Annotated in this window: 18 protein-coding genes; 5 read left to right on the top strand and 13 right to left on the bottom strand. The window is 72.0% G+C overall.

Annotated features, from left to right (window positions below):
• Positions 1-67: 67 nt before the first annotated feature.
• The 4 genes from mutM to ACSGDB_RS07890 form a co-directional block, all read right to left on the bottom strand.
• A complete protein-coding gene (gene mutM, locus ACSGDB_RS07905) occupies positions 68-1,030 on the bottom strand; it encodes a bifunctional DNA-formamidopyrimidine glycosylase/DNA-(apurinic or apyrimidinic site) lyase (RefSeq protein ID WP_434994005.1) in 963 nt (320 codons plus the stop codon).
• Positions 1,031-1,780, bottom strand: a complete 750-nt coding sequence (rnc, locus tag ACSGDB_RS07900; protein WP_434994004.1) for a ribonuclease III — start codon at positions 1,778-1,780, stop codon at positions 1,031-1,033.
• Between the two features lie 70 nt (positions 1,781-1,850).
• On the bottom strand, positions 1,851-2,054 hold the full coding sequence (gene rpmF, locus ACSGDB_RS07895; RefSeq protein ID WP_043445822.1) for a 50S ribosomal protein L32: 204 nt from the start codon (positions 2,052-2,054) through the stop codon (positions 1,851-1,853).
• 2 nt (positions 2,055-2,056) lie between these two features.
• Positions 2,057-2,623 (bottom strand): YceD family protein, encoded by a 567-nt coding sequence (locus ACSGDB_RS07890; protein ID WP_434994003.1) that lies wholly within the window; start codon positions 2,621-2,623, stop codon positions 2,057-2,059.
• A 118-nt stretch (positions 2,624-2,741) separates the two neighbouring features.
• Here ACSGDB_RS07890 and ACSGDB_RS07885 point away from each other — a divergent pair, with 118 nt between their 5' ends.
• Positions 2,742-3,326, top strand: a complete 585-nt coding sequence (locus ACSGDB_RS07885; protein ID WP_434994169.1) for a YdcF family protein — start codon at positions 2,742-2,744, stop codon at positions 3,324-3,326.
• Positions 3,327-3,355: 29 nt separating this feature from the next.
• Here ACSGDB_RS07885 and coaD read toward each other — a convergent pair whose 3' ends face one another.
• Positions 3,356-3,826, bottom strand: a complete 471-nt coding sequence (gene coaD, locus ACSGDB_RS07880; protein ID WP_434994002.1) for a pantetheine-phosphate adenylyltransferase — start codon at positions 3,824-3,826, stop codon at positions 3,356-3,358.
• Positions 3,827-3,904: 78 nt separating this feature from the next.
• On the opposite strand from coaD, the gene ACSGDB_RS07875 reads away from it, so the two are divergent.
• From ACSGDB_RS07875 to ACSGDB_RS07860, 4 genes are all read left to right on the top strand, one after another.
• A complete protein-coding gene (locus ACSGDB_RS07875) occupies positions 3,905-5,137 on the top strand; it encodes an aminotransferase class I/II-fold pyridoxal phosphate-dependent enzyme (protein WP_434994000.1) in 1,233 nt (410 codons plus the stop codon).
• Positions 5,134-5,961, top strand: coding sequence for a spermidine synthase (locus ACSGDB_RS07870; RefSeq protein ID WP_434993999.1), 828 nt, complete (start codon positions 5,134-5,136; stop codon positions 5,959-5,961). Before ACSGDB_RS07875 ends, ACSGDB_RS07870 begins: the two co-directional genes overlap by 4 nt.
• 108 nt (positions 5,962-6,069) lie before the next feature.
• Positions 6,070-6,672, top strand: coding sequence for a hypothetical protein (locus ACSGDB_RS07865; protein WP_434993998.1), 603 nt, complete (start codon positions 6,070-6,072; stop codon positions 6,670-6,672).
• A 122-nt stretch (positions 6,673-6,794) separates the two neighbouring features.
• Positions 6,795-7,550, top strand: a complete 756-nt coding sequence (locus ACSGDB_RS07860) for a YcnI family copper-binding membrane protein (RefSeq protein ID WP_434993997.1) — start codon at positions 6,795-6,797, stop codon at positions 7,548-7,550.
• A 123-nt stretch (positions 7,551-7,673) separates the two neighbouring features.
• Here ACSGDB_RS07860 and rsmD read toward each other — a convergent pair whose 3' ends face one another.
• From rsmD to ACSGDB_RS07820, 8 genes are read right to left on the bottom strand one after another with little or no spacing between them, the layout of a single operon-like run.
• Positions 7,674-8,246, bottom strand: a complete 573-nt coding sequence (gene rsmD, locus ACSGDB_RS07855) for a 16S rRNA (guanine(966)-N(2))-methyltransferase RsmD (protein ID WP_434993996.1) — start codon at positions 8,244-8,246, stop codon at positions 7,674-7,676.
• Positions 8,247-8,281: 35 nt separating this feature from the next.
• Positions 8,282-9,325, bottom strand: a complete 1,044-nt coding sequence (locus ACSGDB_RS07850; RefSeq protein ID WP_434993995.1) for a sulfate/molybdate ABC transporter ATP-binding protein — start codon at positions 9,323-9,325, stop codon at positions 8,282-8,284.
• Entirely contained in the window at positions 9,322-10,185 is an 864-nt protein-coding gene (locus ACSGDB_RS07845; protein ID WP_434993994.1) for an ABC transporter permease, read from the bottom strand. Before ACSGDB_RS07845 ends, ACSGDB_RS07850 begins: the two co-directional genes overlap by 4 nt.
• 4 nt (positions 10,186-10,189) lie before the next feature.
• Positions 10,190-10,999 (bottom strand): molybdate ABC transporter substrate-binding protein, encoded by an 810-nt coding sequence (gene modA / locus ACSGDB_RS07840; RefSeq protein WP_434993993.1) that lies wholly within the window; start codon positions 10,997-10,999, stop codon positions 10,190-10,192.
• Entirely contained in the window at positions 10,996-11,400 is a 405-nt protein-coding gene (locus ACSGDB_RS07835) for a TOBE domain-containing protein (RefSeq protein ID WP_434993992.1), read from the bottom strand. Before ACSGDB_RS07835 ends, modA begins: the two co-directional genes overlap by 4 nt.
• Before the next feature lie 32 nt (positions 11,401-11,432).
• Complete coding sequence (locus ACSGDB_RS07830) at positions 11,433-13,688, bottom strand: ATP-dependent DNA helicase RecG (protein WP_434993991.1); 2,256 nt, start codon at positions 13,686-13,688, stop codon at positions 11,433-11,435.
• Positions 13,678-14,622 carry a DAK2 domain-containing protein gene (locus ACSGDB_RS07825; RefSeq protein WP_434993990.1) on the bottom strand — a complete coding sequence of 315 codons (945 nt, stop codon included), beginning with the start codon at positions 14,620-14,622 and terminating at the stop codon, positions 13,678-13,680. Before ACSGDB_RS07825 ends, ACSGDB_RS07830 begins: the two co-directional genes overlap by 11 nt.
• Before the next feature lie 22 nt (positions 14,623-14,644).
• Complete coding sequence (locus ACSGDB_RS07820) at positions 14,645-15,637, bottom strand: thiamine-phosphate kinase (protein WP_434993989.1); 993 nt, start codon at positions 15,635-15,637, stop codon at positions 14,645-14,647.
• Between the last annotated feature and the right edge of the window lie 376 nt (positions 15,638-16,013).

Below are 16,013 nucleotides of genomic sequence, written 5' to 3'. Positions count from 1 at the left end.
ACTGGCTGCTGCTGCCAGTTGTCACATTTAGATTACGAGGTGTGGATCACCTTTTTCGCCTAGAATCTCATGACCGTGCATTACGGGGTCTGGGCTGGCAGTGCGGACAGAGGTAGGACGATCGATTCATGAACGACTCGCGGCGCATGAGCGTGGTCCGGCCCTCCGCAGCGCACCGGCGGCAGGGGCGGCCCTCCCGCCCGTAGGCCTCGAGGTCGCGGGCGAAGTATCCCGACGCCCCGTTCACGTTGACGTACAGCGAGTCGAAGCTGGTGCCGCCGGCCGCCAGCGCCCGCTCCATCACCGAGGTGACGGCGTCGACGATGCGGCGGGTGTCGGGGCGGCGCAGGGTGTCCGTGGGACGCGCGTAGTGGAACCCGGCCGCCCAGAGCGCCTCGTCCGCGTAGATGTTGCCGATCCCGGAGATGAGCCCCTGATCGAGGAGGGCACGCTTGAGGCCGGTCCTGCGTCCGCGGAGGCGGTCGTGGAAAACGTCCACGGAGAACGCCGGGTCGAGGGGGTCGCGCGCGATGTGTGCCGCCTGGTGCGGGACGAGTGGCAGACGTGTGGAGCCGAGCCCGCCGGAATGGCCGTCCGGCGTGGCTTCCAGGTCCGCCACGAACATCCCGCCGAAGATCCGCTGGTCCACGAACCGCAGCTCACCGGGCAGGGGGGCGCCGTCGTCGTCCACGGCCGGCGACAGCGCGAGGCGGACCTTCAGGTGCTTCTCCGGGGACGCGTCGGGGGCCTCGACCAGGAGCTGTCCGCTCATCCCGAGGTGCGCCATCAGCGCGAGGTGCGGAAGCCCTTCGGCCCGGTCGGGATTCTCGAGGATCATCCACAGGAACTTGCCCCGGCGCACGACGTCGCTGACGCGGGCTCCCACGAGGTTGCCGGTGAAGTCCTCTACCCCGGCGACGTGACGCCGCACGGATCGGGGGTCCAGGACCTCCACCGCGTCGATGGTGCGGCCCGCCACCCAGCGCGCGAGGCCGCGTCGGACGACCTCGACCTCGGGGAGCTCAGGCACTCAGGGTCCGTCGGGCGGCGTGGCGGTACCGAGGACACCGGCGAAGCCGTCATCCGGGCCGTCCGGGGAGAACGGCGCGGCGAGCGTCTTCCAGGACGCGGCCGCGGCCGCCTGCTCGGCTTCCTTCTTCGAGTTGCCGCACCCGGAGCCGTACTCGGTGCCGCCGATGACCAGGCGGGCCGTGAACGTCCGGGCGTGGTCGGGCCCCGTGCCGTCGACCTGGTAGTCGATCACACCGAGCCGTCGGGCGGCAGCCGTCTCCTGGATGCGGGTCTTCCAGTCGGTCCCCTCGCCGAGGACCGCCGCATCACGCAGCAGCGGTCCGATGAGCCGCATGACCATGGCACGGGCCGTCTCGACGCCGTGGCTGAGGTAGGCCGCCCCGATGACGGCCTCCATGGTGTCGGCGAGGATCGAGGCCTTGTCCCGCCCGTTGGTCAGCTTCTCCCCCTGGCCCAGCAGCACGTAGCTGCCGAGGTCCAGCGTGCGGGCCACTCCGGCGAGTGCCTTGGTGCTGACCACGGCCGAGCGTCTCTTGGCGAGATCGCCCTCGGTCAGATCGGGGTGATCCCGGTACAGCGCATCCGTGACCGCCAGCCCGAGTACCGAGTCACCGAGGAACTCCAGGCGCTCGTTCGTCGGGATCCCGCCCTTCTCGTAGGCGTAGGAGCGGTGTGTGAGGGCAAGACGAAGCGTCCCGGTGTCGATATCGACACCGAGACGCTTCGTGAGGTCTTCCGTATTCTTCACAACTGCATCAGCTGATCCAGCACCGGACGGCGCCAGGCGGGCCTGAGGCCTGCCTGGCGCGGGTCCGTTGTCAGACGTCGGCTACCTTGCGGCCCTTGTACTCGAGGAACAGCGGGGTGCCGGCGGAGTCGGTGACAACCTTGGCCTGGTGGGCGAGGCTGTAGGTGACGCGGCCGTTCTCGAGGGTCTTGACCAGCTTGGGGGCGGTTGCCTTCCACTGGGACCGGCGTGCGCGGGTATTCGCGCGGGACATTTTCCGTTTCGGGACAGCCACGGCTAACTCTCTTCCTTCTCGTCTGACTCTGATTTGGGTGCCGCGTCCTGCTCGGCGGCGGTGCCTGTCAGCCCGGCAAGGGCTGACCAGCGAGGATCCAAAACTTCATGGTGGTGGTCCGGATCATCGTTGAGCTGGGCTCCGCATTCGGAACACAGACCCCGGCAATCCTTCCGGCACACCGGCTGGAATGGCAGCGAGGTAACCACCGCATCCCTCAGCACGGGTTCCAGATCGACCGAATCGTTCTCCACCCTGTGCTGTTCTTCTTCCTCTTCCACCGACAGCGACGCTGAGTCGCTGTAGAAGAAGAGCTCCTGGATCTCCACATCGCGGTCGAACCGCAGTGGTTCCAGGCACCGGCCGCACTCGCCGGTTACTTCGACGTTGGCCGTTCCCGACACCAGGATTCCTTCGTGGACCGATTCGAAACGCAGATCCAGTTCCATCTCGGAACCTTCCTGCACGCCGATCAGGGCGACGCCGAAATCCTTGGGTACCGGTGCATGTTCTTCGATTGTCCGCATGCTTCCCGGGCTGCGCCCGAGATCCTTGACACTGAAAGTCAAAGGCGAACTGAGATCGCTTTTAATGGTGACTCCTGTAGAACATATGACCGACGTACCATCCTAGCCTGATCCGGCCAGCAGGCCCAAAACGGACCGGGCGTCTAGGCTCGAAGCCGTGATGTCCGAATCGCCGCCCCCTGGTCAGCGTCGTCGCCTGCCCCGGAGCCTGCGGGTGGCATGCATGCTGCTGGTCACGGGCGTGACGGCCTGGCTGGTCCTGGCCTGGACGCTCTTCTACGATCCCCCGCTGCGCCCGGCAGGCAGGGCCGACGCCGTCGTCGTCCTCGCCGGAGCGGCGGCGGAACGCCTGCCGGTCGGACAGGACCTGGTCGACGACGGCGTCGCGGACGAACTCGTCCTCTCCTCCACCGGGCTGCCGGGCAATGCGGCAGCCGACGCCGTGTGCGCCGACGAGCGCCCGCGCACCACCTGCTTCGTCCCGGATCCGCTGACCACGCGCGGAGAGGCGCGCGCCGTGGCAGCACTGGCGCGGGACAACGGCTGGGACGAGATCGTCGTCGTCACCTCCACCTACCACGTGACCCGGGCCTCGATGAATCTGGCGCAGTGCTCCGAAGCGGACATCACGATGGCCCGGTCGGAGCCCGACATCGGACCGTTCGGGTGGCTCGCACGGTTCGTCGAGGAGAGCACGGCCCTCGCGGCGTCCGTCATCCGACCGGCCTGCGCCCGCCCGGTGTGAGGGCCGGGTCCGGAGGTCGCGGCGCGGCGTCAGGCCGGACGCAACCGCCTGTTCACCGCGTCCGGCACGAAGGGCGCGACGTCCCCGCCGAGGGACGCCACCTCCTTCAAGAGGGTCGAGGAGACGTGCGCGAACTCGGTGTCCGTCGGCAGGAACACGGTGTCGATGTCCCCCAGGTGGCGGTTCATGGTGGCCATCGGGAGCTCGTAGTCGAAGTCGAGCGAGGAGCGCAGCCCCTTCACAACGGCGTTGGCCCCTTGCTCCCGGCAGAAGTCCGCGAGCAGGCCGTCCCCCATGGGGAGCACCCTGACCCCGGGGAGGTGCGCGAGGCTCTCCGCGCAGAACTCCATGCGCTGCCGCAGGTCGAAGCGGTAGGTCTTGGCGTAGTTCGTCGAGACGGCGACGATCACCTCGTCGAAGAGCCGCGCGGCACGGCTGATGACCTCGAGGTGGCCGTTGTGGAGGGGGTCGAAGGATCCGGGGCAGACGGCGCGGCTCATCCCCCCACCGTACCCACTCCCGGCGGCCAGTGAGGGACCGGTCGGGCTCCCCGGGGTGGGAGCGGCAATACTGGTGGGATGACGACGAACGATCGGACTCCCACCGCGCCCACCGGCGACGCACCATGGATGCGGGCGGCGCGCGGCGCGAACCTGCTCGGCGACGACGGCCGGCTCGGCATCACCATCTTCGAGGAAGTCACGGCCCTCGCGCAGCAGCACTCCGCGATCAACCTCGGCCAGGGGTTCCCCGACGAGGACGGCCCGCAGGAGATCCTGGACGCGGCGCGGGCGGCCATCGCCGACGGCGCGAACCAGTACGCACCCGGTCAGGGACTCGCCGTACTGCGCCACGCCGTCGCCGCCCACCAGGAGCGCTTCTACGGCCTCACGGTGGACCCGCAGACCGAGGTGATCGTCAGCACGGGCGCCACCGAGTCGATCGCCGCCGCGATCCTCGCGTTCGCCGGCCCCGGGGATGAGGTGCTGACCTTCGAACCGTTCTACGACTCCTACGGGGCCGTGATCGGGCTCTCCGGCGCCACCCACACCACGGCCCCGCTGTGCGCCCCGGACTTTCAGCCCGACGCCGCGAGCCTCGCGGCCGCGTTCAGCGACCGCACGCGCATCGTCGTCGTCAACAACCCCCACAACCCGACGGGCAGCGTCTTCACCCGCGACGCCCTCGAGCTGATCGTGCGGCTGGCCGCGCGCCACGGCGCGATCATCGTCACGGACGAGGTGTACGAGCATCTCACCTTCGGTGCGGAGTACGTGCCGATCGCGTCCCTGCCCGGGGCCGCGGAACGCACCCTGAGCATCTCCTCCGCCGGGAAGACGTTCTCCGTGACGGGCTGGAAGATCGGCTGGCTCAGCGGACCGGCCGAGCTCGTCGCCCAGGTCCGCACCGTCAAGACCTTCCTCACCTACACCTCGGGCACACCGTTCCAGGGCGCCGTCGCCCAGGGCCTGGCGCTGCCCGACGCGTTCTTCACGGAGGTCGCGGGCACCCTGCGGAAGAAGCGCGACCTGCTGGGCGAGGGGCTCCGCGCAGCCGGGTTCGACGTCGTCGAGCCGCAGGGCACGTTCTTCACCATGGTGGACGCCGCGCCGCTCGGCATCGAGGACGCCACGGACTTCGCGCGCCGCCTGCCGGGCCTGATCGGCGTCGCCGCCATCCCCGTGGCCATGTTCTGCCACGCCGAGGGCGCCGAGCACACCCGGTCCCTGCTCCGCTTCGCGTTCTGCAAGAAGTTCGACGTCATCGAGGAAGGCGCCCGGCGCCTGGCGACCCTGCGGGGCCGACTGTGAGCGACGGACCCGTCGCCGAACCCGAGGAGGGGCCCGACGGCGAGTACGAGGTCCCGACCCGTTGGCTCCCGGGGACGGGCGCGTACGCGGAACTCGACGAGGACGCCTACATCGAGGGCGCCCTGATCCTCAGCATCGGCGGCGCCCAGCAGTCCCACGTGGACCTGCGGCATCCCGGCCGAGTCTTCTACGAGTACCTGCAGCGCATCGCGAACGTCATCGACCTGGCAGCACCCCCCGGTGCTGCCCTGCGGGTCCTGCACCTCGGCGCCGGGGCCCTGACCCTCGTCCGCTACGTCCAGGCCACGCGGCCCGGTTCCCGGCAGGTCGCCGTCGACCTGGAGGCCGAGCTGCTCGACTTCGTCCTGGACGCCATGCCGCTGCCGGAGGGCACCTCGTGCGAGATCGTCGCCGGGGACGCCGCGGACGCGGTGCTCGAGCAGCCGGACGCAGCCTTCGACGTCGTCGTGCTGGACATCTTCGCGGGAGCGGACGCGCCCGCCCACCTGACCGGCCCGGACTTCGCGGCGCACCTGCTCCGCGTCTGCGCCGACGACGGCGTGGTGCTCGTCAACGTCGGCGACGACCCCCCGCTGGCCTTCGCCCGCGCGCAGAGCCGGCAGCTCTCGGCGCTCGCGTCTGCCACCGCCGTCCTGACCGAGGCGGCGATGGTGGACGGCGGGCAGGCGGGGAACGTCATCGTCGCCGCCCGCCGTACGGCGTGGCCGGCCGACTGGACACCGGCGCTGCTGGCCGCCGGGCCCCATCCGGCGGCCGTCCTGACAGGCCCGGACCTCGCGCGCTTCGAGGAGCCCCCGACCTAGGATTGCGGCCCATCCGCCGGAGCCGCCCAGACGAAGTACCGCAGGCAGGCGGTGCCGACGACGGCGGTACGCTTGTTCCGGACACCACACACCACGGGGAGGAGACGCATGGCCGGCCGCGGTCTTCCCTATCTCCGGGCACTCACACTCGTCTCGCTCATCCTGTCGGTGTCGGCCGCGTCCCACGTCGCCGCCGCCGGGCACCTGCCGCACTTCGGCGTGATCGTCCTGCTCGGCACGCTCCTCCTGCTCCCGATGATGCTGCTCACCCGCCGCGCCCTCTCCTTCCGGTCAGCGCTCCTCGCCATGGGTGCGGGACAGTTGCTGCTGCACACCCTCTTCGGCATGACCGCCGCTCCGGCCGTCTGCCAGAGCTCCTCCGCGATGCCCGGCCACCATGCGGCCTTCGAGCTCGCCTGCTCCCCCGCTGCGCAGGACTCGGCGGCCGCCGCCTCCGGGGGCCTCCTGATGCTGCTGCTGCACGCGCTCGCCACGGTGACCCTGGCCGTCGCGGTCTCCCGCAGCGACCGCGCGCTGGAGTTCCTCCGAGCGTGGCTCCGTCCGCTGTTCGTCCTTCCGGCGCTCCCCCCGCCGGCTCCGCCACGCCGTCGTCCCGTCCGGGACGTCCCGCCGCCCGTCGCCCCGCTGTCGGTGCACGCCTCGGTGCCGACCCTGCGGGGTCCGCCGCGCGCCTGCCCGCTGCCGAACTGACCCGGACGTCCCGACGACGGACCCGGGTTCCGGTGGCGAATCGCACCACGTTCCCAGTTCCGAAGCCGCTCCACGTCCTCCCGCCCACGCGGGCCGGAGCGCACCCTGCGAAAGGCAGTCCCATGACCTACCCCCGTTCTTCGCGCGCCCTCACCACCGGCGCCGTCGCCCTCGCCACCGCCGGCCTGATGACCGTCGGCCTCGGCGCGGCGAACGCCCACGTCAGCGTCGCCCCCAACACCACCACCGAGGACGGCTACGCGCAGCTCACCTTCAGCGTGCCCAACGAATCGGACACCGCCGGCACGAACAGGCTCGAGGTGCAGCTCCCCTCCGAGCAGCCCTTCACCTCGGTGCGCGTCAAGCCGGTCGAGGGCTGGACGGCCGAGGTGGTCACCGGCACCCTGCCCGAGCCCGTCACCACCCCCGACGGCGCCACGCTCACCGAGGGGCCCCTGTCCGTCGTCTGGACGGCGGAGGAGGGTGCGGAGATCTCGCAGCAGGAGTACCAGACGTTCTCCATCTCGGTGGGCCGCCTCCCCGAGGCCGGCTCCACGGTGCTGCTGCCGGCCATCCAGTCCTACACGGACGGTGAGGTGTCCGAGTGGACCCAGGAGACCGTCGAGGGCGAGGAGGAGCCCGAAAAGCCCGCTCCGTCCTTCGTGACCACGGCGGCCGCCGAGGGCGAGGACGCGCACGGCGGCCACGCCGCCGACGGCGCGGCGACCGACGAGGCCGTCGACACCGAGCAGGCGGCCTCGAGCACCGACGCCACCTCGGGCACGACGACGGCGGTCGGCTGGGCGGGCCTGGTCGCCGGGCTGCTCGGGCTGGCCGCGGGCGTCACGGCGCTCGTCAGGACGAGGCGCCGGGCCTGACCCGGGAGGAGGCCGGGCCGCCCGACCCGGCGGCCTGACCCCCTCCGGTCCGGGTGCGGGACGGGCGGTGTCGGCACACGCCGACACCGCCCGCATGGTGAGAGCCCGGGCCCGGGCCGTGCGTCAGTCGACGGCGGGTTCCAGGAACCAGAGGCGCGTCTCGCCGTACTTCTTGTCCGCGAACCGCTCGAGCCACGCGGGCCACTCCGGTTCCGGGGACCGCGACGACCGCTCGACGACGACCACCGCGCCCTCGGCCAGCCGCGACTCGAGGGCGCCGATCACCGCGAGCACGCCGTCCGCCATCACTGTGTAGGGCGGATCCATGAGTACGAGGTCCCACGTCAAATCCGGCGCCACGCGTTCGAGGTAGGTCTCCACCTTGGACCGGTGCACGCGGACCGCCGTCCAGCCCAGCACCCGGTTCACGAGGTCGGCGTTCTTCTGCGCGACGGCGGCGGCGCGGTCGGCGGACTCGACGAGGTCCACGGTGGCCGCGCCCCGGCTGGCGCTCTCCACGCCCAGGGATCCCGAGCCGGCGTAGAGGTCGAGGACATGCGCGCCGTGGATCACGCCGTAGGACTCGAGGCTCGAGAACAGGGCTTCCTTCACGCGGTCGGTGGTGGGACGGGTGCCGTTGCCCTCGACGCTGGTGAGGGTCGAGCCGCCCGCTGCTCCGGCGATGATGCGCGTCATACCGTCGACTCTATCGCCCGCCCGCCACGCACGCCCTACACCGGGTAGATGCTGGCGTCCTCGTGGCGGAACCCCAGGAACAGGCGGCTGCCGGGCACGATCCCGAGGGCGATGACGTCTGACGGCGCCACGTCCGCGGCCAGGCCGCCGGCGTGTACGCGGACCGAGTCTCCGCGGTGCTCGACGTCGTCGACCGCCGCCGGGAGGCAGACCGACCCGGGTGCCGTCGTGGCACTGCGGGACACGGTTATGCGACCCGGCCGGACGGCGAGCGCGAGGGGCCCACCCTCCGGGGCCGTGCCGGCCAGCGGCACCGTCCACCCGTCCCGCGCGGTGAAGCCGTCCGCCGTCCGGAGACCCGTCACGAGGTTCAGGCCGGCCAGGTGCGCACCGAACGCCGTGACCGGCCGTGTCAGGACGGTCGTCGTGGCCCCGGACTCGACCACGCGCCCGCCGTCGAGAATGAGCACGCGGTCCGCGAGGAGGAAGGCGTCGAGGGGGTCGTGGGTCACGACGACGGCGGAACGCTCCGCGAGGACGTCCCGGAGCAGGGTGCGGATGGCGGGGGCGACGGTGACGTCGAGGGCGGAGAGCGGTTCGTCGAGCAGGAGCAGGGCGGGGTCCGCCGCGAGTGCCCGGGCGACCGCGACGCGCTGCGCCTGCCCGCCGGAGAGCTGCCCGGGCCGCCGTCCGGCGAGGTCCCCGGCGTCGACGCGGTCGAGCCAGGTCAGGGCCGTCTTGCGGGCGCCGGTGCGGTCGACGCCGCGGCTCCGCGGGCCGAACGCCACGTTCTCCAGTGCGGTGAGGTGCGGGAACAGCAGCGCTTCCTGCGCAAGCAGGGATACCCCGCGGTGCCGCGGTTCCGTGAGCGTCCGTCGGTCCGGGCCGACGTCGAACAGGACCGTGCCGCCCAGGTCCGCCCGCCCCGCGGTCGGTGCGAGCAGCCCGGCGAGCAGGGCGAGCAGGGTCGACTTGCCCGCCCCGTTCGGCCCGAGGACGGCGAGGGTCTCCCCGGGGGCGAGCCCGAAGGCGACGTCGAACCCGCGATCGGCCAGCGTCGCTGCGAACGTGAGGCTCATGGGCGGGCCGCGTCCCGGGAGTTCGAGCGCGAGGGTGCCGCGAGGTCCCCGAGGGGCCGGACGCGGTGGGCCACCCCGACGACGGCGACGGCCACCAGCACGAGGATGAAGGAGAGGGCGACGGCGGCGTCCGGGTCGGTCTCGCGCTGAAGGTACACCTCGAGCGGGAGCGTCCGCGTGGTGCCCTGGAGGCTGCCCGCGAAGGTCAGGGTGGCGCCGAACTCCCCGAGGGCCCGCGCGAAGGAGAGCACCGCCCCGGACACGAGCGCCGGAAGCACCAGGGGCAGGGTGATGCGCCGCAGCACGGTCCAGCGCCCCGCGCCGAGGGTGGCGCCCACGGCCTCGTACCGCGTGCCGACCGTCCGCAGGGCTCCCTCGAGGCTGAGCACCAGGAACGGCAGGGCCACGAAGGCCTGGGACAGGACGACGGCGGTGGTGGTGAAGGCGATCTCGAGGCCCAGGGCGTCGAGGCTGCCGCCGAGCATCCCCCGCCGCCCGAAGGTGTAGAGCAGCGCGATGCCGCCGACCACGGGCGGCAGGACCAGCGGCAGCAGCACGAGGGAGCGCAGCAGCCGCTGGCCGCGGAACGAGGTCCGGGCGAGGACGAGCGCCATGGGCACGCCGCAGAGGATGCAGAGCACCGTCGCGGTCAGTGACGTCCGCAGGCTCAGCAGCAGGGCCGCCGTCGCGCTCTCCGAGGTGACGAGGGCGATGAAGTTCGCCCAGTCGACCCGGAGGGCCATCGCCACGACGGGCAGGACCACGAACAGGCTGCCGACGACGGCGATCGCCACCACCCAGCCGGGCAGGCGTGCGGCGTTCAGGGATCCGCCGTTCCCGGCTCCGGCGTTCGCGGGCATGACGTCAGGGTGCACCGAAGCCCGCCGCCTCCAGGACGGACCGCCCCGACGGGCCGGCCGCGAAGTCCACGAACTCCTGCGCGGTCGGGGCGTCGGCACTGTCGGCGAGGGCAGCGATCGGGTAGGTGGTCGGGACGCCGGCGGCTTCGGGGACGGCGATGCCGCGGACGGCGTCACCCGCCGCCCGCACGTCGGTCACGTAGACCAGCCCGGCGTCCGCCTCGCCGGAGGTGACCTTCCCCAGCACGTCCGTCACGGAGGACTCCTCACTGACGGGCTCCAGGTCCACGCCGGCGGCCTCGCCGACCCTGGCCGCCGCGGCCCCGCAGGGCACCTGGGGTGCGCAGAGCACCGTGCGGACGCCGGGCCGTGCCGCGTCGGCGAGGGAGGCGATCCCCGCCGGGTTGTCCGGTGGCACGGCGAGCTGGAGCGTGTTCGTGGCGACCGCCACCGGCTCCCCGGCGAGCAGGTCGGCGACCCTCGTCATGGTCGCCGCGTCGGCGGACGCGAAGACGTCGGCCGGCGCCCCCTCCCCGATCTGGGTGGCGAGATCGGACGAGCCCGCGAAGGTAAGCCTGACCTCCGTCCCCGGGTAGGCCTCCTCGAACTGCGCGGCAAGGTCCGTGAACGGGGCCGTGAGGGACGCGGCGGCGAACACGGTGATGCTGCCGTCGATCGCGTCGCCCCCCGAGGCGGCACCGTCCGGGCCGGCGTCGGAGCTCGTGGTGCCGCACGCGGTCAGGGCGAGCACGACGGCGACGGCGGCCGTCGCAGCTCCGATGCCACGACCCGGCGTCGGGCGCGTGCTGTTCATCCCTTGCCCGCCGGCGTCTCGATGATGACCGTGGTGGCCTTGACGACGGCGATGGCGATGGAGCCCTTCTCCAGGCCGAGGTCCCGCACGGCCTCGCTGCTCATGAGGGACACCACGCGGTGCGGCCCGCACTGCAGTTCCACCTGGGCCATGACGGTGTCGGTGATGATGTCCGTGACGATGCCGACGAAGCGGTTGCGGGCGGACCGGCCGATGTCCGACGGATCGCCCGGCAGCACGGCGTTGCGGCGTGCGAGGCCTGCGAGTTCCAGCGCGTCCACGACGGCCCGGCCCGAGGCGTCCTTGGCGCTGCCGAGGAGTCCCCCGTCGATCCAGCGGCGCACCGTGTCGTCGCTGACGGCGAGGAAGCGGGCCGCGTCTCCGATCCGTATCTGCGTCATGGAGGAGACCTTACCTCCTCAGACGCGGCGACTCACCCCTTCTCGAGGAAGGCTTCCTTCTCGGGGTTGAGGTACAGGTCGATGGCCAGCGCCAGGCCCGGCAGCTCGTGCAGGTCGGGGTCCGCCGCGACGATCTCCTGCGCGTCGGTGCGTGCCTTCTCGATGACCTTGCCGTGCTGGGTGATCTTCAGGAAGCGCAGCGCCGAGCGCCCGCCGGACTGCGAGGCCCCGAGGATGTTCCCCTCGCGCCGGAGTTCGAGGTCCTTCTGGGAGAGTTCGAAGCCGTCCGTGGTGGACGCGACGGCGGAGAGCCGCTCGCGGCTCGGGTGCTCCGGCTCCAGCTTCGTCACGAGCAGGCAGGTCCCCGCGTGCCCGCCCCGGCCGATGCGCCCGCGCAACTGGTGCAGCTGGGAGATGCCGAAGCGGTCCGCGTCCATGATGACCATGAGCGTGGCGTTGGGGACGTCGACACCCACCTCGATCACCGTGGTGGCGATCAGCAGCTGCACGGTGCCGTCCGCGAAGCGCGCCATGACGTCGGCCTTGTCCTGCGGGTCCATCCGCCCGTGGAGCATGGCGCTCGTGACGCCCTGCAGCTGCGGGATCCCTGCCAGGGAGTCGAAGAGCGCGACGACGCTGGTGAGCTCCTGCGCTCCCCCGGCCTTCCGGTCCCCGGTCGGCTCCCCGTAGAGCGCCTCGGGGGCGTCGTCGTCGGTCCTGCCGTTGTCGCCGATCTTCGGGCACACCACGTAGACCTGCCGGCCCGCGTCGATCTCCTCGCGGGCGCGCGCCCAGATGCGGTCGATCCACGCGGGGTGTTCCGTGAGCCCCACTTCGTGGGTGGCGATCGGGGACCGGCCGGCCGGCAGTTCGGAGAGCGTCGAGGTCTCGAGGTCCCCGAAGACCGTCATGGCGACGGTCCGCGGGATCGGCGTGGCGGTCATGACCAGCACGTGCGGCGAGGTGCGGGCCTTGGTCCGCAGCGAGTCGCGCTGCTCCACGCCGAAGCGGTGCTGCTCGTCCACGACGATCAGGCCGAGGTCGAAGAACTGCACGTTCTCGGACAGGAGCGCGTGCGTGCCGACGACGATCCCGGCCTCCCCCGACGCGGCGTCGAGCAGGGACTTCTTGCGCTGCGCCGTGGACATGGACCCGGTGAGCAGGACCACGCGCGTGCCGTCGAGGGCCCCGCCGAGCATGCCGCCCTCGGCCAGCGGACCGAGGGTCCGGGTGATGGACTGCAGGTGCTGGGCGGCGAGGACCTCGGTGGGCGCGAGCAGCGCCGCCTGCCCCCCGGCGTCGATGACCTGCAGCATGGCGCGCAGGGCCACGAGGGTCTTGCCCGAGCCCACCTCGCCCTGCAGCAGCCGGTTCATGGGGTGGTCCCGGGCGAGGTCCTCCGCGAGGGTGCGTCCGACGTCGCGCTGGCCCTGCGTCAGGGTGAAGGGCAGCCGGGCGTCGAACTGGTCGAGCAGTCCGCCGGCGGAGGGCGGACGCGCCGTCGCGTCCTCACGGGCGGCGAGCGCCCGACGGCGGGCGAGGGCGGCCTGGAGGACGAACGCCTCCTGGTAGCGGAGGCGGTGCTGGGCGCGGTAGGCGTCCTCGATCTCGGGCGGCCGGTGCACGAGTTCGTAGGCCGTGGCGAGGCTCATGAGCTTGTCCCGGCGGGCGATCGACGCCGGGATGGGGTCGTCGAGGTCGGCGAGCCGCAGGGTGTCCAGGACCACGCCCACGGCCTTGGCGATCTGGTCGCTGCTGAGCTTCTCCACCGCCGGGTAGACCGGGATAGGACGTTTGGCGCGGGCGGGGTCGTCGTCGCCCTCGTCGAGCAGCGAGTAGCGCGGGTTGGTGAGCGAGAGCCGGCCCCGGTAGAGCGTGGTCTTGCCGGAGAACATGGCCCGGACGCCGGGCTTGAGCTCGCGGGCGGCCGTGAAGCCGTTGAAGAACGTGAGGTTCATGCCGCCGAGGCTGCCGTCGGCGTCGTCGGTGATGACCACTTCCAGGAGCGTGCCCTTGCGCGTGTGCATGCGCCGCGAGTTGGCGGACTGCACCCGGGCGATCAGCGTCACCTCCTCGTCCACCGGGACCTCGGCGATGGGCGTCAGTTCCCCGCGCTTGAGGTAGGTGCGCGGGAAGTGGTTGAGCAGTTCGCCGACCGTGGTGATGCCGAAGTGCTTCTCCAGGTGCTTGGCCACCGGGCCGAGGCGCTTGTGAAGCGGCGCGTCGAGCTCGGATGCGGTCGCCTCCCGGGTTGTGCCCGTCACGGGCCGCACGACGTCAGGACTCACCGGCCTCGACTCCGACGGGCGCCACGGCGAGCTGGGTCACCGTGATGCTGACCGGTGTTCCCGCCTCGTGGATGAGGGCCAGGGCCGGCTCCGGGTCCGGGACGTGCACGTGGACGCGCCAGCGGTAGCCCTCCTCGACCTGCGTGACGGCGCTCATGATCACCGAGTCACCGATCTCGTCGAGGTGGAGGCGCAGGGTGGCGGCGTCCAGCGGGCTCAGGTTGATGGTGCACATGACCTCCACGCCGTCGGCGTCGCCGCCCAGGTGGATGTGCGGCGACTGGATGTCGTAGCCGTGCAGGCCGTCGAGGAGTTCGTCCTGCAGCTCCTCGCCCAGGGCCGCGGCGCGGAGCGCGTCGAGGACCAGGAGGAATCCCACGCCCCCGGCGTCCACCACCTTCGCCTCCGTCAGCGCGCCGAGCTGGCTCTCCGTGTCCACCACGGCCCGCAGCGCGGACTGCACGGCGGCGCTGAGGGTGAGGGCGAGGGCGGCGTTGCTGTCGTCGCCGGCGTGCGCGGACGCGGTCTCGGCGGCGCCGCGTGCACTGGCCTCGAGGACCGAGAGCATGGTGCCGGGCACGGGGTCGCTGAGGGCGGACCAGCTGCGGATCTGCGCGCGGTGCAGGGCGGAGGCGAGCAGCGGACTGGTGAGCCGCGTGGTGCCGTGCAGCGGTTCGGCGAGCGCGGAGAGGAAGACGGCGAAGAGGGTGCCGGAGTTCCCGAGCGCCTCCTCCATGGCGCCGCGGCCCGCGGCGGACAGCAGTTCACCGAGGTCGTCGGCGTCGACGTCGTGCGTGGCGCGTGCCGCGGAACGGACGGTGCGGTAGAGGTTGGTGCCGGTGTCGCCGTCCGCCACGGGGAAGATGTTGATCGCATTCAGGCGATCGCTGTGGTTGCCGAGGGACTCTTCGGCCTTGCTCAACCAACGCTTCATCGCGATCGCGTTCGCGGTGACCTTAGTGTGCAAAATGATCCCATCCCCTGAGAGCTGCGGCCTGTGACGCCAGTGTCACGAGCGGCTCGCCCGGCACTACCGAGCCTACCGCAGTGAACCCCGCGGGCAGCAGGGCCCTCCGCGGGAACGTGGCGAGGAGCCCGTGGTCCTCGCCGCCGCCGAGCACCCACTCCATGGCATCCAGGCCCAGCAGCGCGGCGGTCTCCTCCAGGGGGACGGCGTAGGGCCGGAGCGCTTCCGGGTCGAGGTCCAGCGTGACGCCACTCGCTGCCGCGATGCGGCCGGCGTCGCGGATGAGTCCGTCCGAGACGTCCAGCATGGCGGACGCGCCGGCGACGGCGGCGGCCGGGCCGAGCGCGAGGGGCGGGCGGGGACGCAGCTGGGCGGCGGCGAGCTCCTCGCGCGCTCCACCGAAGTCCTCGAGCGGGCGGCCGTCCTCGAGCAGGGCGAGGCCTGCGGCGGCGCGGCCCGGCGTCCCGGTGACCGCGATGATGTCCCCCGGCTGCGCGCCGGACCGGAGGACGGGTTCCCGTCCCTCGAGGCTCCCGGTGACCGCGGCCGTGACGACGAGCTGCGCCCCGGCGCCGAGGTCGCCGCCGACGACGCCGCACCCGGTCGCCCCGAGCTCGCGGATCGCGGCGGTCAGGCCGTCGGCCAGCTCCTCCACCCACGCCACGGGGGTGGAGGGCGGGAGGGTCAGGCTGACCACGAGCGAGGTGGCGCGGCCCCCCATCGCGTTGATGTCGCTGAGGTTCTGCGCCGCGCACTTCCAGCCGACGTCGTACCCGGTGGTGCGGTGCCCGTTGGGGCGCAGGAGCCGGAAGTCGTGGTCCTCGACGAGCGTGTCGATGCTGAGCACCGTCCTGCCGTCGGGTGCGGCGAGGATCGCGGCGTCGTCGCCGGGGCCGAGGAGGACGCCGTCCGGCGCGGGGAGGCGCGGGAAGATCCGGGCGAGGAGCTCGGCTTCAGTTACTTCACCAACGAATGCAGACACCTCCCTACAGTACGGTCGAACTGTAACTGACGAGGCTTATTGGTCCATTGTCGCGAGCGGCCTCACCTTATCCAAAATCCACCACTCTTCCCGACGAGCCCGGTAGTAGGGTCCCAGCGGAACGTCGTGTAAGCGAGACTTCCCGGAATCACCAGAATGCTCGTCCCTGGTTCGATCAGATATCCCGTGGGCGGGTGAACGAGCCACCCGGTGATGGGGTCGATGCCGAAACCGGTAACGGGATCAAGGAGAATGTCGGGCTCGATCTCCGCTTCCGGCCCCTCGGATGGCGACGGGGCGGGGGCCGGCACGGGCGCCGGTACGGGAGCCGGTACGGGAGCGGGAGGCTCCGGAGCAGGAGGCGCTGGTACCGCGG

It is taken from the genome of Arthrobacter sp. Ld5, assembly GCF_051172775.1.
Taxonomy (GTDB): domain Bacteria; phylum Actinomycetota; class Actinomycetes; order Actinomycetales; family Micrococcaceae; genus Arthrobacter_D.
This window is presented reverse-complemented; position numbering and strand designations above follow the sequence as displayed.